The following is a 19,683-nucleotide window of genomic DNA, read 5'->3' as shown; positions in this document are numbered from 1 at the left end:
TTTAAGATTTGTCTATATGAGGATTGGTTTCAAGATTCTTTTCTGTAACCTGAATAGCGTCTAATGATTTCCATAAGCCAGGATGGTTAAAAACCACCGCGCCACCGCCACGCTTGCATTGGCTGAGCTGGCGGTTAAGGTCAGAAACAATGATATGGGATTCTTCAATTTTTACAGATATTCCCCATTTAGCGTGATCTTTGGTGTAGGCCCAGTTATAGCCCGGTAAGCCAATTATGGTCAAATCTATATCCACATCATCTTTGGTATTTTCTTTTTTGTCTGGATCTATATCCCCAAATACCAGTCCGCGCCTCCAGGTCTCAACATCCAGATTGCATTTCAGGCTTGGGCCTACCAGGTCTTTCCAAAAATCCTTTCCTATGGTTGCAGGTTTCACAGGTTCGCTCCAATGTTTGTTTTTAGCAATATGGGTAAATTCAAAACCACTAATTGTTTTCAAATTTAATATCGAAGGAGCTACTGGGGTTTCAAACTTATTGTTATTGGCCAGTTTAAAGATTGCTTCTTCAGTTCCAACTTCGGGCAAATGCTTTGCATACACCTGAGCTTCATTTTGCAGCAAAAGCACGCTTGCAAGTTTATTCGCTTCAGCGTAATCTTTAAGTGAAAAGCATATATAGGTTTGTCCAAACCTTTTTTCATCTTCTGGTAATTCTACAATCCCTTCCGCAGGAAATCTGGGAGTGGAATGAAGTAAATAAAACCCGCAATTGTTTTTTTTGGAAAATGCTAAAACCCCTTTGCTATGTCCTTTTCCTTCATTGTTTTTGGGTTTTATAACCGATGCAGTAGGTGGAATTTCGTCATTCCAAAGTACATAGCCTACATCTGGTTCCCCTGAAAATATTTGATTTAAGGTGAGTGCCAGGGCAGATTGTTCGTGGTCCAAAGAAACCGGCGACAGAGAAAGCCCCTGTTTGGAAGTTGAATCACAGTACAAAAACTCGAAACCAGTAGTATCTTTTTTCGGCCCTGTATTCATAGGCAGTTTATATATAAACCACCAGTCGATGGGTTTGTTTTCTTGATTGTTTAGCGGTGCTATCATTTACTTGAGTTTTTATGTAAAAGGTCCAATAGGCGGGAAGCGATATTTATATCGAATTCCTTATCTATTTCCCGAATGCAGGTGGGACTGGTCACGTTAATTTCGGTTAAATAATCCCCAATCACATCGATGCCCACGAACAGGAGTCCTTTTTTTACTAGGCTAGGTGCGATTTGCGAACAGATCCACCGGTCATTCTTGGATAATTCAAATCCTTTTCCGGTAGCTCCGGCAGCTAAATTTCCACGGTGATCATTTTTTGAAGGAAACCTGGCAAGGCCATATTCCACTGGTATCCCATTTATCAATAAAATCCTTTTATCCCCGGTTTTGGAAATTTCTGGGATATACTTCTGGACCTGTACATATTCTTTGCCGTTTTTAGAAACTTCTTCTATAATCACATTCACATTGGGATCACCATTCATCAAAACGAAGATGGATTTACCACCCATTTTACCTGTGGGTTTTATTACAATTTTTTGGTGTTTTTTTAAAAAATCCCTGATTGCGTCCCCAGACCGGGTTAGAAGTGCTGGTGGACAGCATTGGGGAAACCAAGAAGTAAATATTTTTTCGTTGGCATCCCTTAACCCCTGCGGTTTGTTAATGACCATGGCGCCCTGTTCTTCAGCTTTTTCCAGAATATAGGTGGCAATGATATATTCGGTATCAAAAGGCGGGTCTTTTCGCATGAACAAAAGGTCTAATGTGCCCAGGTTTCCAGTTTCGGTTCCGGTTATTTTAAACCAGTTTTTAGGATCATCACTTAGGCTAATCGCATGCATTATGGCTTTTGCATTCCCATCTTCCAGATACAGATGCTTCAGTTCCATATAAAAAACAGTCCATCCCCTGGCCTGGGCTTCTAACATAATTGCTAGGCTTGTATCTTTTTTTGGATTTATAAACGCAATAGGGTCTATCACAAAACCTATTCTCACTGAATTCATATTAAAGACGGATTAGAATTAAAATCGTTGTGGGGGAGGGGAGTTGGAACTTTTTGTATTTAAAGCGCCGCCTTAAGGTATGAAAAAGAAGGCGCAAAATATTTTTATTAGTTGAATTTCAGTTATTTACTGGTAAATATATCAAATCCCTGCCAATTGGCACCCGGGGGATTGCTCCTGTAATTATTTGAGCGCTCCTTAAAAATGGCAAAAACCCTATCCACTGGATTGTTTAGGCTTCCCTCATTAAATATTTTAAATGCCTCTCCAAATTCTTGATTATAATAGGCCTGCATCCCGAGTTCGAGTGGCTTTACAGAAGCCTCTTTTTGCAACCTTGCCTTCTTGCTTTCAACATCCAAAACTTCATATAGCCTAACTGCTTTTCCTTTTCCTTTCACCGCTACCCGATCTATAAGCCTAAGCGAAAAATCCTCTTTTCTATCTATATTTAGAAAGGTGTTTTCCCCAATTAAAAACCGTGCTCCATAAAACTTGGTAAGTTGCTCTATTCTGGAAGCCAGGTTTACGGTATCCCCTAATACCGAGCACTGCATCCTGCCGGCACCACCCATGGTTCCCAACACAAGTGGGCCCGTGTTCATGCCAATGCCCATTTTAAGGTTTAATCCAGAATTTTTATTGAATTTTTTTAATGCCCCGTACATTTTAATACCAGCTCTTACTGCTTGTTGCGGTGGAATGGCAAAAAGTGCCATTACTTCATCCCCGGCATAAGAATCTATAAACCCTCCCGATGCTGCTATGGAAAGTCCAATTTCTGAAAAATATTTATTCAATAATTCAATTACTTCCTGGGGTGATAATTGCTCTACCAAGGGTGTAAAATCCCTAAGGTCTGAGAACAAAACGCTCATTTCCATAGAAACCGATTCGCCAAGCTTCACATTGGCTATGTCTTCATGCCCGAGTTTCTTTAAGAACTGAATAGGAACAAATCTTTGCTGTGCCTTAAGCAAGGTTTGCTGTGCCTCATAAATTTTAGCGTTCTCAATGGAAATACTGGCCTGGCCCGTAAGCAACTTGATAAGGTTCACCCTATCTTCTGTAAATACACTGCGTGTTAGGTTGTTCTCCAAATATACCGCTAATATTTGCCCTCCACGGGTAGGTAATGGCACACATAGAATGGATAATGGTTTAGCCGATTTTATATAAGGATCTGAAGAATACGGGTTTATCGCCGAAGCATTATCCAGTACAATACTTTCATTCGTTCTGAAGGCGGTGTTGATAAGGGTATGAGGAATGTCAAGGTTACCAGTATCCTTGATCTGGCTGTTTTTTACTGGTTTCTTTGTTTTGTTGAAATCAATCATGGCAAGGACTAAATTTTTACCGTTCTGCCGTTCCAGTAGGATACCTTTCCCGGCCCCGGAATTTTCAACTAATAACTGTAGCGTGGCTTCAAGTAGTTTTTCCAGAACCAATTCCCCTGAAATTATCTGGGAAGCTTTAAATACCGATTTCATATCTATTTGCTCTATACCAAAGCTGTTCGCTTTCAAGGGAGGGGCATTATGGTTGCGTTTGGGAGCATTTCCTGGAACAGCAATTGCCGTGTTTAAAATTTCTGCGTAATCTTCCAGTAATTGAGAACCTTTTCGATGGGCGCCCCAGCGGTAAAACAAATAATAGGCGGCTTGGAGATAGCCTTCGGCAGCCTTTGGAATTCCAAGATTGATCAATAGAAGTGCAGTCCTTTCATTTGCCATGGCTGCATCGCGGGTAAAATGGTGCTTTCCGGCCATTGCTATAGAGGCCTCATAATATTGTAAGGTTTTATTCAAATCCCCTGAAATTCCGGCCATTTCAGCTTCCATTAGTAAACGGAGGTGTTCGAAATTAGCTTCGCATTGTTTGGACCATAAACTGATATTCGCCAAACTTTCCTTCATCTTTGCCATTAAAACTTCCTTTTCTTTTTCAGAAGATTTTGCATATAAGGACGAGCGCACCAAAAAGGATACTATGTGAAACCGAACCACTTGCGGCAAAGCCATTACAGAAGCCATCATTTTATCCTGCTCTTGAACATATTTATAAGCACCTTCAGGATCGTTATAAAGCAAATGAATTTCAGATTTATAAATATTATAATTTGAAATTCCCGTCATAAACTTTCGTTCCAGCATTCCTTCCACACAGAAGGTTTCATCAAAATCTTCGTTGGAAAGACTGAATTTTTCCTTGGTAAGTCCTTGAAAATTAAGCTGCATCTGTAGGAAAAGCGTTCCAGAGTCATAACTATCCTGGTAATCACATTCCTTTACTATCATCAAGAACTTGCGTTGTTCCCGGGAAGCAGTTTCCAAGTCTAGTTTGGGATCCCAGATAATACAATCTTGAGCGCTGTAAGCCAAATACAGAAGGTCACCAGATTGGTACCCGGCCTCAATACCTTTGTGAAACCAAGGGGTCATGGTAGACCAGTGATTGCTCCAGTGGTGCACAAACATGGTGTAAACATACATAACCCGGGATTTAAGCGAAATATCTTCAAATTGTTCTATTAAGTCCACCCCCAGTTTGCCATATCTGTATCCTTTGGCGGTATCATTAAAATACCCACATAAAATCATTCCGTAGCCCGCATACGCAAACGCAGATTCCGGGCTATTGCCAAATTTTAGGGCAATATTCACCGATTTAAGAACAAGGTATGGGAACATCACCCCACTGCCCGATAAAAATGCCGCAGGAAAAATTTCCATGAGCAACTTATTGGCATTTTTGGCTTTTTCGTCGCTCATGATTGGTAGGCGGGTGAGCGAGGCAATTTCCCTTCCGTTTAATTGCTCTTTTATTTGCTGTACTTCTTCTTCTATATTGGTTTGGGTTGGATTGTTCAAAAAGTCAAAGCCTAGGATAGAAAGCCCCTCATAAGCTGCAACAATAGATTCTTTCATCTTGCCGATTGTGGCATACTGTCTGGTCCTTGCCGAAAGTACCGTTCCTTTTTGGAGATCGGTTTTGGCATTTTTCAGCATTAAATCTATCCATTTATCGGCGATTTCCCATTCCCCGGTTAAATAATAGCACTGTTGGATTTCCAGACTGAGTTTCCAGCAGAGATCAAAATTCTTGTGCCAGCCAATATCATCAAGCAGTTCATATCCAACTTTTAAATATTCGAGCGAAGCCCCATAGGCTGAAGAACTTTTAGCTTTTATCCCGGCCTCAAGGTTTAGGGAGGCAAGCCTTGTTTTTTCCTTCGCCGTGGTAAGCAGGGCCCGCCCCTCATTAAGGTGGTCAACTATTTGCAGGAGGCTATCGCCAATTTCCTTTTCCCCTTTGTGTTTTAAAATCAACCTGCCAATAGAAAGGTGCACTGCTTTTCTTTTATCCAAGGAAATCATGCTATAGGCTGCTTGTTGCAAGCGGTCATGCTGAAATTTATACGTGGGGTTTAGGCTATCTGGACCTAATAGATTGAAAGAAGGATCTACCGAATATGAATCCATCCCTATAAATTTATAAGATTCGTCCAGTGGAACGATACTATTTGATTTTAGTGCTTCGTATAGATCGGAAGCAGTAGTTTCCATAGATTGTTCCATAATAATGGACAAGGTCTTTAAATCGAAGCTTGCACCAATACATGCTGCCATTTTAAGTGCCTGCTGAGTGAGCCCCGGTAGCATTTTAAAGCCTATAACAAGAAAATCGATCACATTATCACTGTGGCCAACCTCTTTTATTTTATTTATATCCCAATCCCAACAGCCATTGCTGGAATTGAATGAAATCACCTCTCGTTCATGTAAATTTTTGAGCAATTCAATTGTAAAAAAGGGATTTCCCCCTGTCTTTTCGAATAAAATCTTTCCCAACTTGCGAGAATTTTCTTCATGGCAGTGTAGCGTGTCCTTAATAATTTGGACAACCGCATTTTTTTTCAATGGCGCTAGTGAAATACGTTCTACATATCTATAATTTTCTATTTCCCCTAATGTAAGGAGTAACGGATGTGTGGTATCTACTTCATTGTCCCTGTATGCCCCTATAAGGAAAAGATGGCCCAGGTCCTGCAATGCCATTAATTTACTGATAAGGTTTAGGGTTGGTACATCGCTCCATTGCAAATCATCCAGAAAAATCACTAGGGGATGTTCTTTCTTGGTAAATACCTTTAGGAAACTTGTGAAAACCATTGTAAAACGATTTTGCGCCTTGGTAGGAGGAAGCTTGCCTAGCGGTTTCTGTGGACCGATAATCAATTCCAGCTCCGGCACAAGATCAACCATTAGTTGTCCGTTATTGCCGAGTACTTTTAGGAGGTTTTTTTTCCAATGCTGTAACCTATTTGCAGGTTCCCCTAGAATTTGATTGATCAAATCCCGAAATGCATTTGCCAGCGCAGTGTAGGCAGCATTTTGCCTAAATTGCTCAAATTTTCCCTGAATTAGGTATCCCTTTTCCTGAACGATGGAACGTCCTAATTCCTGTACCAAAACCGATTTCCCTACCCCCGAATAACCGGAAACCAGGCAAAATTCCAACGACCCCAGCAGCACCTTTTCAAAATAGGAAGAAAGTTTTTCCAATTCCTTTTCACGGCCATAAAGTTTTTGTGGTATCTGGAACTGCGGTGAAATATCGCTCTGTCCCAATTCAAAATTGAAATCGAATAAACCGCTATGGATTTTTTCGCTGCATTCCTCCAAATCACTAATAATACCAAAACTGCTTTGATAGCGGTCTTCTGCATTTTTAGCTATGAGCTTCAATACAATTTTTGAAAGCTGGGAGGGGATTTTTGGGTTTACTTCATGTGGCTGTTTGGGTTGTTTGCTAATATGGTTGTGAACCCATTCTAGTGCATCTTCACCTTGAAAAGGCAATTGACCAGTTAACAATTCATAGCACAGGATCCCCAAGGAATAGTAATCTGTTCGATAATCGATATCCCGATTGATCCTTCCTGTTTGCTCTGGGGACATATAGGCAAGGGAGCCTTCTATCCGGTTGGAAAGAATATTCCCTTGGTGTTCCCGTGATAATTCAGAAGAAACACTAAAATCTGTGATGCGAAGATTTTTGGTTTTTGGATCTATCAAAATATTCCTGGGAACTATGTCTTTATGAATCACGCTATAATCGTGTACTTGCCCTAGGATTTTTACAAGGGGAATAGCAATGGAAATGAAATTTGTAACAGGAATTGTTTTATTGGCAAAAGATTTCGTGTATTCATATAAAGAGATCCCAAAGCGCTCCATAACAATCGCCGGATTGCCATTTTCAAGCTTTTCAAGACTGTAAACAGTTATGGTTCCTTCAAGATCAAGTTTGGAGGCAATTCTGTATTCCCTTTGGAGGCTGGCCAAATTTTCCCTTGTTGGGAATTTATCCTTGAGGGTTTTTATAATCACCTCACGATCGTCCATTTTTCTTTTAGCCCTGTAAATAAGGTGCGGAGGGGAATCAAAAAGCAACTGCTCCAGCACAAATCCCGAAATTGATAATGATTTACTTAGTGCAACATTCTCCATATAAATAGATCAAACGTTAAACATTCGTTTAAAGGTGGTATGGTATTGTTTTGCCGCATTGTTTACAAGAGGATACCCATGACCACATAATGCATGTTCAAAAGGGATTTTTTTAAGATTTTCAAAATCAACAGGCTTTGGCTCACTTTCATGTAACCATGCCAATCCTAGGTTGGCCCGCACAAAAAAGTCCATTTTTGTCATGGTTTCCACCGTTCCTTTATCAAAAAACTGGTCTGGTTCTGTCCAGTTTTGTAAGGAGTCGCAGGCGATCATGATCCCACCTTCACGATCTAGGCGTATGATGCCCTCGGGTCTTTTGGTGGTTTTAAATTCAAAAAAAGAAGCATTGTTAAAAGGCATTTCCCCATCTTCTTTTAGTTCCTTGTCTGGTTTTACACCCTCTGGCACCCGCATCCCCGGAATCGTCCAATATGTAGTGTTGTACCTGTCCAGATAAAAGGGATCGTCCACACCGTGCATATCCCCTAATCTCACCACATTTACAATGCTGCCAAGTTTTTCTAAAGCCGCCAGGCCTTCTTCGCTTAATCTTACTGTGTTAATGAGGCTTAGCTTTCCGTCTTCCCGAATCACCGTCATATTTCTACTGAATTGCCACATAGAGCCGAAAAATTCATTTTTCATGGTTCCAGAGACAAAAAACACATCCTTAAATATTTCCTTGATTTCACCATGTGGCATGGCATCGTGATAATTCTTCATATTTGTGAATTTAATTGATTGATTAATAGTTTTTGTAGAGCGGGATATTTCTTCATCGAACAGGTATCGCCCAATATATTCAAATTCTTTTTGATATTCGTGCAAGTAAGTGTTGAGGTAATTTTTGGCAGCATCAGAAATATTTCCGCTGAGGTAATCATCCAAGCTTTCCTTTCCAGTACTGGAATCGTGCCTTTTTATATGGAACAGGGTCATATCCTTTCCGCCGAACAAATCTATTAAACAACGCAATTTGGGTCGGCAATTTTCCATGTTAAAAACAGCGCTACCTAAAGCGGTAAGGTTTTTATTGGAATTTAGGGAGGCTTTAGTAAATACAGCAGTTTTAGTTGCCGGATGCCTGAATTCCGGATAATTTCCAATCCTTTTTACAGGCTGCGACCGCAGTTTTTGAAGATAAGTTGGACTTAGTTTTGCTTCTGTAGCCCCGGCAATGATAATATTTAAATACCGGCTTGTGGGAAGGCACTCGTTATCTATATAATCCGCCAAGCCAATGTACGTTATTGCTTTTTTAACAGCATTGCTTGTTTTTACTTCTACTTCAGTTCGGGTGTAACCTATTCCGTAGGATTCCATTAAATCCAGATGCCCTAGGTGTTCGTCTTCACATTTATGGAGGACGCCTTCCACAAAATCTTCAGCATTTCCAGGTTCTATATTTCCTACCCCACCTTCATGGCGAAACCAGTGTTCTACGTTGAATTTTAATCTCCAGCCTTTTAACACAGCCTTTTCAGAACATAGAGGTTTAACCCCCTTTGCATTGAGGGAAATTAAATTGATATTAGAACCGTACCCAAAATAATTGAACATCTACTTTAATAATTGATTTTCTATAATATGTTTTTAAACAAATGAGCAAGTAATTTATTTATGGGGTTTTGCTATTCTAAAAGGGCAGAGCTAAACAAGAGCCTGCTATAATTGCCTTTTTTAAAAGCGCTAAAAAAAAGTGGGGATAGATTTACATGGATGCCAATCCATTTCATGTTTTAGATCAGGCTTCATAATTAACTTATCTTCAGATAAATCCATTCAAATATAGGGTTTAATTAACAAATATTATCAGGGCAATTAATAAAAGTTTATATTATATTTAACATAATCTAACTCCATCCCCACGACTAGAGTTTTATTGTATCTCCCCCCTCGAACTTGCATTTATGTAAGCTGAATATCAAAAACATTATTAATATATGGGCATTTATCTAATTAACAGGTTCCAATCCCAGGATAAGTATGGGTTATGGAAATTCGATCTAAAAAAAGACATTTTATTCACCAAGGTTCCGGTGGATAACAAAGCAGTAATTAAATCTTCTCACAGTTTGATTAGTATTGGTGGCTATATACTGGAATGGGGACCAAGCGAAGCTAAAAATGAGAAAAAGTCTTTCCCGTACCGCTTATATGAATTTGATGTGAAGAGCAATGATCCTTTAGGGGGAACATCTGTACAGGAAGGTTCCTGGCAAATCAATAAGTTCTGGGGATATAGAAACCATTATTCCAACAATCCAGATGAGCAAAAGGAAGTAAACCTTATTCCAATGGGCAATTTTTTATTGTTTTTTGTGGGAGGGGAAGGGCGTGGCACTTATGAGCTGTTCAATTTTGATCCTAATTTTCTGAACCCAAAAAGTTCAGATCCTCTTCCTGCTCCTTATACTTCCCAAGGAGCATTTCCTTCCATTCAGGCAGGACATGAATTGATCCCTATAGGAAATTATGTGCTGGACCGCTTACCCGATGGGACTTTTCGTATTTGGAGCTTTGATCCACAAAACCCAACGCCACTTTCTATCCCGGAAGTTTGGAAAGGGGAATGGCAAGGGGTCACCAAAGATCATCAAATTGTTGCGATTGATGGAAAGCTACTGTGCTGGCATTCTGGAGATCTTTCCTATAGCTTGTGGGATTTTAAGCCTACTTCAGAAAAACCCTTGGATAATTTGGTAAAAAAAGGAAAGCTTCCACAAGAAATGGCGGGCAGTGCTTCATTGTTGAGCCTTTCAACCAAAACACAATCCCCTGAAACCCCACCTGAAAAAGGCAGTATCGGCTATATGCGCACTAAAATAAAGCATATCGTGCATTATATGGTTGAAAGCCGATCTTTTGATAATATATGTGGCTGGCTTTACGGGAAAAATCAGAATGAAATTGTTTTCGTTGGAAAAGAAGGGGAATTCAACGGTGCTAATAGCAAGTATTATAATCTAGATGGTGAAAAAAAAGTTCACCAAAGTAAGTTCAATGAAGGGAAATTGAGTGACAAAATTGTATTGTCAGATCAACTTCAGGATCCTTTTCACAATAATGCAGATGGATTAGAGCAAATGTTCTATGAAAGGAAACCCGGTTATCCCGGTAAAGCAACACCAGATATGGGAGGTTTTGTGCGCAATAATGCCAACCACGAAGTAATGCTAAGCTTCAGCCCAGAACAGGTACCTGTTTTAAACGGACTCGCAAAAAATTATGCGATTAGCGATGAATGGTTTAGTTCGGTACCGGGCGGAACCGATATTAACCGAGCCTTTGCGGTAACAGGATCGGCGCTAAACCGGCTAGGTACATGGGAAGGTGGAAATCCTTATGCATACTGGGCCAAATTCCCGCATCGTCAATCAATTTGGAAAGTACTATGGAGCCATGGGATAAGTAATTGGAAAATTTATAATGCCATTGAATGGGATGGCTATCCCTTTACTTACCATTTATATCTGGAAGGGCAGGTTCCCAGTATTGACAATAATCCCAAAAACCATCTTGATACTGTTGAAAATTTCAAAATCCAAGCAAAAAATGGAGACCTGCCGGCTTTTAGCTTTTTAGAACCGGTCTGGATCGCACCAAACGGCACAACTTCCTATCATCCGGGAGCCGATATAATCCCAGCGGAAGTAGCGCTTAACGAAATATACGAGGCCATACAATCTGGGCCACACTGGGAAGATACTTTATTAGTGGTCACTTTTTCTAAAAATGGGGGAATCTATGATCATGTGAGTCCGCCTTATGCTCAAAAACCTTGGCCGAATGATAAAGTAGATGGTTTTAAGTATGATATATTGGGACCTAGGGTCCCTGCCATCTTGGTTTCCCCTTGGATTAAAAAAAACACAGTTTTCAGGGCTGCTGGCGATATTCCTTTTGATTCCACTTCATTCGCGGCCACTTTATTAAAATGGTATGGAATTCCGAAAACCCATTGGATGCTAGGTGATCGTATGGACAATGCACCTACCTTTGAAGGCGTGTTTCTTGAAGATAAACCAAGGAAAGATAAACCGGCCCTTACGCCGCCTTATGATAAAAATTATCCCAAATAACCTATTAGTTGAAATATTTTACGGGTGGGTACTGGAAGTCATGGACTTCGTTTAAATGGAGTTTACTGCCGAAGGATTTAATTCCTCATAGAGGTTTTAATCTCCCTGAGGTCTGCCCGTAATTGTCTAAGGGGCTTCCCGGAGGCCTTGATTGTTTTTTTGGAGAGAATTAAGAATAGTATCTCCATAAATCCGCAGGTTAAAAATTTGGTGTGAAAAATACGGTTTTTTTAGGTTTGGAGGGGGGGAGATCCAGCTTATTTTTTCTCCCCCTTGGGATTTTGGCCCATGGTTTTTTGTCCTTCTTTAAAATTTTAAACGTTCTCGAGAACCTCTAGTTCTATGCCGAAAGACCGTATGTACCTTTTTTTATAAGTATTTGATTATCAATTGATGGTATTTAACTAAAGAGCAAGCCATTCCTCTAGGTGGTGGAAATCTGTTTTCAGTCACTCTAGCAAGGGGTGGTATTCCCTGTTTGTGAAGGGTTTGAGTATCCATTGACGCCCCCTTTTGATCCATTTTGCAGGCACGGCCATAAAACGGAAGATGAACTTCTTCAACCGGTAATTTGGTTTTATAAAATCCAGTTTTTTACTGATGAACCCGGTGAGGAAGTGGTACAGGTTTCGGCAGATCCCCATCATGATCAAAAACACCGTGTTTTCCTGCAAGAACGAGAAGGGCATTTTTTTCCAAAGGAAGTCATTGTTCATCTCGTCGAACAAGCGTTCGCTGTTGCCCCTGTCGTTGTAAAAATTGATCACCTCCAAGTCTGTCATCTCCCGGTTGTTGGTCATCATGGCCCTGGAGGTAAAGTCGTTGCCCGTGAATAGATTGCCCTGTGCGTTTGTCTTTTTCTCGCGGCTTATCACATAGCGGTAGGCCTTTCGCCCACCAAAGGGGGCGTATTCGATAGAGGCCAGCTGGTATTCCTTATGGCCTATTTCCCGGGTTTGCCAATGATGGATGCCTGCTACGATCTCGTGCAGGTTGGTGCAGCGTTGTGCCCGCACATAGAAAAAGGAAGTGTTGGCCTCCAGAACGGACACAACGTCTTTGGTAAAAGAGCCACAGTCCATGCGCCCGTGTGCTATCTTGATCTTGCCCTCTTCTAAAACCTCGAAGGTTCTTTGCGGGGTTTGGTCCTGTTTGTACTTAACATTGCTATTGCCGTTGCACCCCTCGATGTACACGGGCAGGTTTCCCATGGACGCAATCCGGGGAAAGTAGCCATCTCCTTTCTTATAGCTACGTTTCAAGTCGTATTTGCCGGTGGGGATGAACTGGTTGTCGTAATCAAGAACGTGGCCATCGTGCTTTGGCGACAATTGCCCGGTCTTCAACAGCAGGCCCAGCATGAATTGGTTCATCTTTTTGTTGGTACTGAACTCGTGCTGTGTGCCCGAATTGGAAATAAAAGTTTCCTTTTCGGTGGCCAATTCTTTTTGCATGCGCAACAGGGTATCGGCAGAAGGCGGGGAAGCCCTTTAAAGATGACAGTTCCCTGGCTAGGTGCTCGGTGATGTCTTCGGCACATTCCCCCCGCAGAGCACCATTGAGAGGTAGGAGCGAAAAAGGTCGCTGTAACCTTAAGTGGTCGTGATACCCCTGTTGCCAAGGGTTTTTCCCATGTGATCATGGATACCGGTGTTGCGTAGGATTTTATCGGCGAAATTTATTCCGCCAAAAGATTGTATGTTTTCCTGTGAATATGTACATCTCATCTGCAAGGATGTTTTCACCCAAATAGGTGAAAATAATTGAAAGTGGAAAAGTTTCTGGAGCATTGTCTTCATTGACTTTTCCACTTTCTTATTAACAATGGCTTGCGGATTTAAGGGATTAAACGATATGCAAACATTTCAAAAACAATAACTATGAAAAAGCTAATTTTAGGTTTAACTATCCTAGCACTAACATTTGCTAATACTGCAAATGCTCAAACCTCTAAACAAGGGTACCATTCACATAATTATGTTGTACTTACAAAAAAAATCCCTCAACTTCAACCCATTATTTTAACGGCGGAGGCTCTGGCAGAAGAAGATGGAAAGAGTTTTGGCGATTTCCAGGCGATCATCTGCGGAAAAACTGTAGAGGACCTTACTGACAAAGAAATGATGAAAAGCTTTATAGAAAAGCAGAAAAAGCTCATGTAAAAATTGTAGTATGTGGTTTATCTTTAAAAAAATTCAAAGTAAACAAAGAAGATATCCCACATGAGCTGGAAGTTGTGGACAATGGCTACATGATTTTCAACTTCAAAAGAGGGGTTATTTAAGTATAGGACTTTAAACAAATTATCTTTCCCAACAGACGACGCTGTGATGGAATCAGTATATTTGGTTGTGCGGGAAGCAACCCAAAAATAGTCAATGCCCATCAGGAATTGGGGTATAATCTTAAATCAGTTCCTAACGGTCTATGAAAAAAGGGTTGGACTTTTTAAAATCCAACCCTTGTTATTTTAAACTTACACACTTAGTGAGATAGTGTTTTTTTAAATAATTTCTATTCTACTTTCAAAACGATGTTATATTTTGAAAATCTTTATACCAATGTGCACAAAAAATAGTGATGATTAAATGCTAATCAAGTAATTCTTTTGAAACATCTTTTCATAAACATCTTTACTAAACATATATAATTGAGCTGGTTTTTTTGAAACGCCAACTTGTTTTTCATCTAATGGAATAATATATTTTTTATTTATTAATTTCCTCCTGAAGTTGCGGTTATCTATTTCTATTCCCAAAATAGAAATATATAAATCCTGGACGTCATTTATTGTAAATTTATCTGGTAACAATTCGAAAATTATAGGTTCAGAGAGACATTTGGTTTTTAGGTCCTCATGCGCTTCCAATATTATTTCTTTATGATCAAACCCTAGTTCTGGCAATTCTTCAACCGGGAACCACTTTGCCTGATATTTGTTGTTTTTTATATCAACACTATCGGTTTTTAGTAAAAAGTAGTAAGCGATGGTGATTGTTCTTGCACTAAATTTTCTATTCTTAATCCAAATTAGATCCTTTTCATTCAACAATCTATCCGGACTACCAAAGGCTTTAAATTGTTTCTGATAGATATTGGTCAAACCTGTTAGTTCTTTTAAAACTCGAGAAGCAGATTCATCCAAGGTTTCATTTTCATAAACATGGAAACCAGTCAAAACATAATCATCAACTAAAATTTCCTTTGTATCCTTGGATTCCAAGAAACGTTTTATCAATAAAACATTTAATTGTTTAGTATTTATATCATATCCAAAAACCACACAATCCACAGATATATTTAATATTTCTTTAGCTTCCATAAGTGAATTTAATTGCAAAAATAGGTGTTTGCTTTAATTACAGCTAATATACATAAATTTATTAAACGTCATTAATACATTATAACAAAAAATATATTACGGTAAATAATAGCATAATTAATTATCTAGTTGGTAGATTATAATAGTTAAAATTACATTTATATCAATTTTAACACATTTTTTAAATATTTTTATAATATATTTGAAAAACAAACGTATTTAGGACGTTTATAATTTATTCGCGATAATCTTAAATAAATGGAAAATCAAACGAAATCCCTGTCAAAAAAAATTCAAATATGAGAAGTTATAAATCGCTCTACATTTTACTTTTTTTTACATGTAATATGATTTCAGCACAAGAAGAGAAACAGGTTGAAAATTATAAGCCCTTTAGTGTTGGAGCTCATTTAAAAAATATGCACCTATGGCATGGATTTGTAGTTCATCCTGGGACCATGATCGCTACCACCATAGAATATAACTCCCGAAATAAGAAATTCACATTTGGTGTTTGGGGAGGTGCCAGTTTTTCTGCCACAGATATTGAAAATATAAATACCGGAGAAAAAGAAAGCGCTTATTACCAAGAGTTTTCAATTTATTCCCTATATCGTTTTTCTGATAAGTTTTTCATCGAGGCAGTATCGCACAATAATTATACTGGAGTAGAAGAAAGAGGCGATAAATTAAAGTATTGGAGCTATGATAAAACTCAAGGCTATAATTTTGTAGATGTAAATTTTGGATATAATATATTTCCCCATACCTTATTATATCTCGCCACAATTGTTGGCGGTGGGTCTGGAGATTATGAAGTGCAAGATGATGGCACCTTGAAAGATTCTTGGACTCATTATTTTGAAGTTAGCAGTAAAGTCTGGAAGAACGAAGATTCTAGTCTATCACTTTTTGCCGGTGGTGCATGGTCTTTTATTACAGATAAAACTTTTTATACAGAAGGGACAGGAAATATTATTAATGTAGGTGCTACCTTTAATAAAAAGATTTCCATAAAAAGTTATGTATTACCAGTAGATGTAACTGCAATGTGGAATCCTGAAAAGGAAAAAACAGTGCTACAATTAGATATTACTTTATTTTAAAAAATAATACCGAATAAATTTAATCAATACCAACAATTATGAAGACTCAAAATTTAAAAACCGTTTTAAAGAGTATGTATCTACCAATACTGGTAATTGCATTAACTTTTAATTTGTCCAGTTGTGTAGAAGAAACCAATACTACAAAGGCAACAGTAAATAGTGCAGAAGATTCCGGAGACATAGTTCAAAGTGATATAGATCTTACCGGTAAAAAAATTGGCTATTGTACGCCTTCTTTAAACGCACCTTACTATCAAGCCCTGCTTCAAAGTATAAAGTCTAAAACAGAAAAAAATGGAATGATATTTTTATCTGCAGATGGACAAGACGATATCACTAAACAAATAGCTGCTGTTGAAGATTTAATCACCAAAGGCGTTGACGTTTTATTATTAAATCCTAAAGATCCAGATGCGCTGGTTGGTGTTACCAAAATTGCTAAAGATGCCGGAATTCCGGTTTTCATTATAGATAGCTCTATAGATCCTTCAGCAGAGTATGTCACTACAGTGCAATCCAACAATTTGGCAAATGGCGCACTGGCAGGGGAGTGGTTGGTTAGAAAAATGGGTGATAATGAAATGAACATCGCTTTGTTAAGCGGCAATGCAGGAAACCCAGTAGGTTTGACTCGTAAACAGGGTTTATTACAAGGGATAACAGAAGAGCAATTAAGAACACAAGGTAAAATCAACTTAAATGTAAAAACTCAGGCTTACACTGAATGGTCTTATGCCGGAGGTTTAAAAGCTATGGAAGATATTTTGGTAGCTCATCCAAATATAAATGTGGTAATTACCGAGTCCGATGTTTGTGTATTAGGTGCAATTAAAGCGATTGAGCAAGCTGGAAAAACAGACGATATCTTAATTGTTGCAGCAGCCGATGGACAAAAAGAAGCCATAAAATATATTATGGAAACCGATTTTTATGGATGTACTGCTATGAACAGTCCTGTGCAGATTGGTAAAAACGCAGTAGAATATGCTGTACAATATATGAATGGGAAAAGGGATTTTGCTAAAACATCCTTTACAGCACCTTTATTAATTACAAAAGAGAATGCCGCAAAATATTACGATCCTAAAGCATTGTTTTAATCTCTAAATTTCATTGATATGAAGACTTCGGAAAGTGAATATAGAGTTGAAATGACAGGAATATCCAAATGTTTTGGTGTGGTAAAGGTGCTCGAAAATGTAAATCTAAAAGTAAAGCCTGGAGAAATTCACGCGTTACTTGGCGAAAATGGCGCCGGAAAATCTACTCTAATAAAAATATTAAGTGGTGTACATCCAAAAGATTCCGGGAAAATAGTTCTAAATGGAAAAGAAATCAATCCTAAAGACCCACATGAGGGTCAGGTTTTGGGTATTAGTGTGGTGTATCAAGAATTATCATTGGTAAACGATCTATCTGTTGCAGAGAATATTTATTTACACAAATTAGGTTCGAGAAAATTTTGGATGAATTGGAAAAAAATCACTAAAGATGCACAAGAATTAATTGATTCTTTAGGTTTTAAAATTGACGCCTCAGCCAAAGTAAGAAGCCTAAGTATTGTTCAAAAGCAAGTTGTGGAAATAGCAAAAGCATTATCTGAAGACACTAAAGTTTTGGTTTTAGATGAGCCAACTACCGTTTTTGATCCTACAGACATTAAAAAATTATTCGAGAACCTTTTTAAGTTGAAAGAGAAAGGCATCTCTATAATCTATATCTCGCATCACCTAGATGAAATTTTTAAAATAGCAGACTCTGTAACCGTGCTTAGAGATGGAGCAGATACTGGAAGCATGGCTGTTTCAGACACAAACAAAGATGGGGTAATACGTTTGATGATAGGAAGAGAGTTAAAAGATCTATTTCCCACGAGAGATATTCAAATTGGCGAAGTTCCTATTTTAGAAGTTAAAAATCTCACGGCCAAAAACACTTTAGTACATGATGTTTCATTTTCGGTAAGGCCAGGAGAGGTTTTAGGGATCGCTGGTTTGGGAGGAAGCGGAAGAACAGAAACTGCAAAGCTTATTTTTGGTGCAGATAAAAAGAAGTCTGGAACTCTAATCTTAAATGGTAAAGAAATTAAAACGAAATCCCCGGTAGATGCTGCGGGTCATCAAATTGGGTTTGTTTCTGAGGACAGGAAAGAAGAAGGCGTGTTTTTGCCTTTATCCATAAGACGCAACATCAGTGTTACCAATTTCGATTCTATATCCAGCAAACTGGGGTTCATCAATGTAGATAACGAGTACAAAAAAGTTTTGGGTTTAATTGAAAAGTTAAATATTAAGACCCCAAATTCTGAGATCAATGTTAAAAACCTAAGTGGTGGAAATCAGCAAAAAGTAGCTTTAGCAAAATGGTTAAGCATAGATAGTAAGGTTATTTTTATTGATGAGCCAACCAGAGGGGTAGATGTAGGAGCTAAAATTGAAATTTATAAGTTGATCAATGAAGTGGCTAAAAAAGGTGTTGGAGTAGTGGTAATATCTTCAGATATGCCCGAGATAATGGGGGTTTCAGATCGTATTCTTGTGATGCACAAAGGAACTTTTTATGGAGAGTTACAAAAAGATCAATTTTCCGAAGAAAATATATTGCGGTACTCTATTGGGGAACCTTTAAAACAATAAAATAAATTTAAAAATCACGTTATGGCTTTAACCTTAAAACAACAACTTAGTAGTCCTGGTGGAATCCTTAAGTTCTTAATAAAGTATAATACTATATTTATTTTTATTGTACTGGTAATATTTTCAGCAGTAATTTCTGATGTCTTTCTAACTTCCGTAAACCTTTCAAATTTATTAAAACAAGTCTCCGGTTTGGGTATTATTAGCATTGGTATGTTAATCGTGATTCTAACCGGGGGTATAGATTTATCTGTAGGATCCATGGTTGCATTGCTCGCTGTAACCTTTGCTCTTTTGGTAAATATGGTAATCCTACCAGTTGCTATTTTACTTACTATAATAATTGGCTTTAGTTTGGGAAGCGTCTCTGGGTATCTCGTTGCCTATCAAAAAATGGCGCCTTTTGTAGCCACATTAGCTTTAATGACTATTGCACGAGGTTTAGGTTTTATTTATTCCAAGGGATCTCCTATTACCTTTAAAACTCCAGGAGGAGAATTCATGTCCAATTTTGCCAATAATTCAACTTTAGGGATTCCAAATATTGCAATTGTGTTTTTTATTATTGTAATCATGACAATGGTCATGCTACGATATAACGTCTTCGGAAGATTAATAATCGCTATTGGAAGTAATGAAGAAGCTTCACGGTTATCGGGAATAAAAGTAAACAAATACAAGTTTTTGGTCTATGCTATTTCCGGTGCTTTAGCTGCAACTGCAGCAATAATTGTAGCATCAAGAACCAACTTAGGTTCCCCAAATATGGGAATGGCTTGGGAGTTAGATGCCATTGCCGCCGTAGTGATAGGTGGGGCAAGTTTAAATGGTGGGAAAGGAACAGCAATAAATACGCTTATGGGTGTTCTTATTTTAGGATTGATAGGAAACATATTAAATCTATTGAATGTACCCTCTTATCCACAACAAGTAGTAAAAGGTGTTATCATCATATTTGCAGTTCTTCTTCAAAGGTTTGAAAGTAAATAA

General features: G+C 38.5%; 12 protein-coding genes and 1 pseudogene. 7 read left to right on the top strand and 6 right to left on the bottom strand.

Going from position 1 to position 19,683, the window contains the following annotated elements; all coding sequences use genetic code 11:
- Position 1 precedes the first annotated feature (1 nt).
- The 4 genes from JM83_RS16585 to JM83_RS19630 form a co-directional block, all read right to left on the bottom strand.
- The gene (locus JM83_RS16585; protein ID WP_144963218.1) at positions 2 to 1,072 is read right to left on the bottom strand and encodes a deoxyribonuclease II family protein; all 1,071 of its coding nucleotides are present in this window, start codon (positions 1,070 to 1,072) and stop codon (positions 2 to 4) included.
- Entirely contained in the window at positions 1,069 to 2,025 is a 957-nt protein-coding gene (gshB, locus tag JM83_RS16580; protein ID WP_144963217.1) for a glutathione synthase, read from the bottom strand. Before gshB ends, JM83_RS16585 begins: the two co-directional genes overlap by 4 nt.
- A 122-nt stretch (positions 2,026 to 2,147) precedes the next feature.
- Positions 2,148 to 7,541 (bottom strand): AAA family ATPase, encoded by a 5,394-nt coding sequence (locus tag JM83_RS16575; protein ID WP_144963216.1) that lies wholly within the window; start codon positions 7,539 to 7,541, stop codon positions 2,148 to 2,150.
- A gap of 9 nt (positions 7,542 to 7,550) precedes the next feature.
- Complete coding sequence (locus tag JM83_RS19630) at positions 7,551 to 9,104, bottom strand: gamma-glutamylcyclotransferase family protein (protein WP_261376841.1); 1,554 nt, start codon at positions 9,102 to 9,104, stop codon at positions 7,551 to 7,553.
- Positions 9,105 to 9,487: 383 nt separating this feature from the next.
- Here JM83_RS19630 and JM83_RS16560 point away from each other — a divergent pair, with 383 nt between their 5' ends.
- Positions 9,488 to 11,626: an alkaline phosphatase family protein gene (locus tag JM83_RS16560; protein WP_144963215.1), complete on the top strand. Its 2,139-nt coding sequence runs from the start codon at positions 9,488 to 9,490 to the stop codon at positions 11,624 to 11,626.
- Between the two features lie 449 nt (positions 11,627 to 12,075).
- Here the strand turns inward: JM83_RS16560 and JM83_RS16555 are convergent, their stop codons facing one another.
- Positions 12,076 to 13,080 (bottom strand): transposase, encoded by a 1,005-nt coding sequence (locus JM83_RS16555; RefSeq protein WP_144963214.1) that lies wholly within the window; start codon positions 13,078 to 13,080, stop codon positions 12,076 to 12,078.
- A gap of 426 nt (positions 13,081 to 13,506) precedes the next feature.
- On the opposite strand from JM83_RS16555, the gene JM83_RS16550 reads away from it, so the two are divergent.
- Entirely contained in the window at positions 13,507 to 13,788 is a 282-nt protein-coding gene (locus JM83_RS16550) for a hypothetical protein (protein ID WP_261376840.1), read from the top strand.
- 129 nt (positions 13,789 to 13,917) lie between these two features.
- Positions 13,918 to 14,100 (top strand): annotated as a pseudogene (locus JM83_RS19625) (hypothetical protein); the annotation flags it as partial.
- A 110-nt stretch (positions 14,101 to 14,210) separates the two neighbouring features.
- Here the strand turns inward: JM83_RS19625 and JM83_RS16540 are convergent.
- On the bottom strand, positions 14,211 to 14,948 hold the full coding sequence (locus tag JM83_RS16540) for an NUDIX hydrolase (RefSeq protein ID WP_144963213.1): 738 nt from the start codon (positions 14,946 to 14,948) through the stop codon (positions 14,211 to 14,213).
- A 299-nt stretch (positions 14,949 to 15,247) separates the two neighbouring features.
- On the opposite strand from JM83_RS16540, the gene JM83_RS16535 reads away from it, so the two are divergent.
- Genes JM83_RS16535 through JM83_RS16520 form a run of 4 tightly spaced genes read left to right on the top strand, consistent with a single transcriptional unit; the run spans position 15,248 to position 19,683 of the window.
- A complete protein-coding gene (locus JM83_RS16535) occupies positions 15,248 to 16,054 on the top strand; it encodes a hypothetical protein (protein ID WP_144963212.1) in 807 nt (268 codons plus the stop codon).
- A 38-nt stretch (positions 16,055 to 16,092) separates the two neighbouring features.
- The gene (locus JM83_RS16530) at positions 16,093 to 17,157 is read left to right on the top strand and encodes a substrate-binding domain-containing protein (protein ID WP_144963211.1); all 1,065 of its coding nucleotides are present in this window, start codon (positions 16,093 to 16,095) and stop codon (positions 17,155 to 17,157) included.
- An 18-nt stretch (positions 17,158 to 17,175) separates the two neighbouring features.
- Positions 17,176 to 18,693 carry a sugar ABC transporter ATP-binding protein gene (locus JM83_RS16525; protein WP_144963210.1) on the top strand — a complete coding sequence of 506 codons (1,518 nt, stop codon included), beginning with the start codon at positions 17,176 to 17,178 and terminating at the stop codon, positions 18,691 to 18,693.
- Positions 18,694 to 18,714: 21 nt separating this feature from the next.
- A complete protein-coding gene (locus tag JM83_RS16520; RefSeq protein ID WP_144963209.1) occupies positions 18,715 to 19,683 on the top strand; it encodes an ABC transporter permease in 969 nt (322 codons plus the stop codon).

It is taken from the genome of Gillisia sp. Hel_I_86 (assembly GCF_007827275.1).
GTDB lineage: Bacteria > Bacteroidota > Bacteroidia > Flavobacteriales > Flavobacteriaceae > Gillisia.
This window is presented reverse-complemented; position numbering and strand designations above follow the sequence as displayed.

What these genes read in the sequence shown, in the direction of transcription:
- JM83_RS16585 (WP_144963218.1), bottom strand. Translation starts at nt 1,072, where the DNA reads ATGATAGCACCGCTAAACAATCAAGAAAACAAACCCATCGACTGGTGG.
- JM83_RS16520 (WP_144963209.1), top strand. Translation starts at nt 18,715, where the DNA reads ATGGCTTTAACCTTAAAACAACAACTTAGTAGTCCTGGTGGAATCCTT.
- JM83_RS16530 (WP_144963211.1), top strand. Translation starts at nt 16,093, where the DNA reads ATGAAGACTCAAAATTTAAAAACCGTTTTAAAGAGTATGTATCTACCA.
- JM83_RS19630 (WP_261376841.1), bottom strand. Translation starts at nt 9,104, where the DNA reads ATGTTCAATTATTTTGGGTACGGTTCTAATATCAATTTAATTTCCCTC.
- JM83_RS16540 (WP_144963213.1), bottom strand. Translation starts at nt 14,948, where the DNA reads ATGGAAGCTAAAGAAATATTAAATATATCTGTGGATTGTGTGGTTTTT.
- JM83_RS16555 (WP_144963214.1), bottom strand. Translation starts at nt 13,080, where the DNA reads ATGCAAAAAGAATTGGCCACCGAAAAGGAAACTTTTATTTCCAATTCG.
- JM83_RS16535 (WP_144963212.1), top strand. Translation starts at nt 15,248, where the DNA reads ATGAGAAGTTATAAATCGCTCTACATTTTACTTTTTTTTACATGTAAT.
- JM83_RS16575 (WP_144963216.1), bottom strand. Translation starts at nt 7,541, where the DNA reads ATGGAGAATGTTGCACTAAGTAAATCATTATCAATTTCGGGATTTGTG.
- JM83_RS16560 (WP_144963215.1), top strand. Translation starts at nt 9,488, where the DNA reads ATGGGCATTTATCTAATTAACAGGTTCCAATCCCAGGATAAGTATGGG.
- JM83_RS16550 (WP_261376840.1), top strand. Translation starts at nt 13,507, where the DNA reads ATGAAAAAGCTAATTTTAGGTTTAACTATCCTAGCACTAACATTTGCT.
- gshB (WP_144963217.1), bottom strand. Translation starts at nt 2,025, where the DNA reads ATGAATTCAGTGAGAATAGGTTTTGTGATAGACCCTATTGCGTTTATA.
- JM83_RS16525 (WP_144963210.1), top strand. Translation starts at nt 17,176, where the DNA reads ATGAAGACTTCGGAAAGTGAATATAGAGTTGAAATGACAGGAATATCC.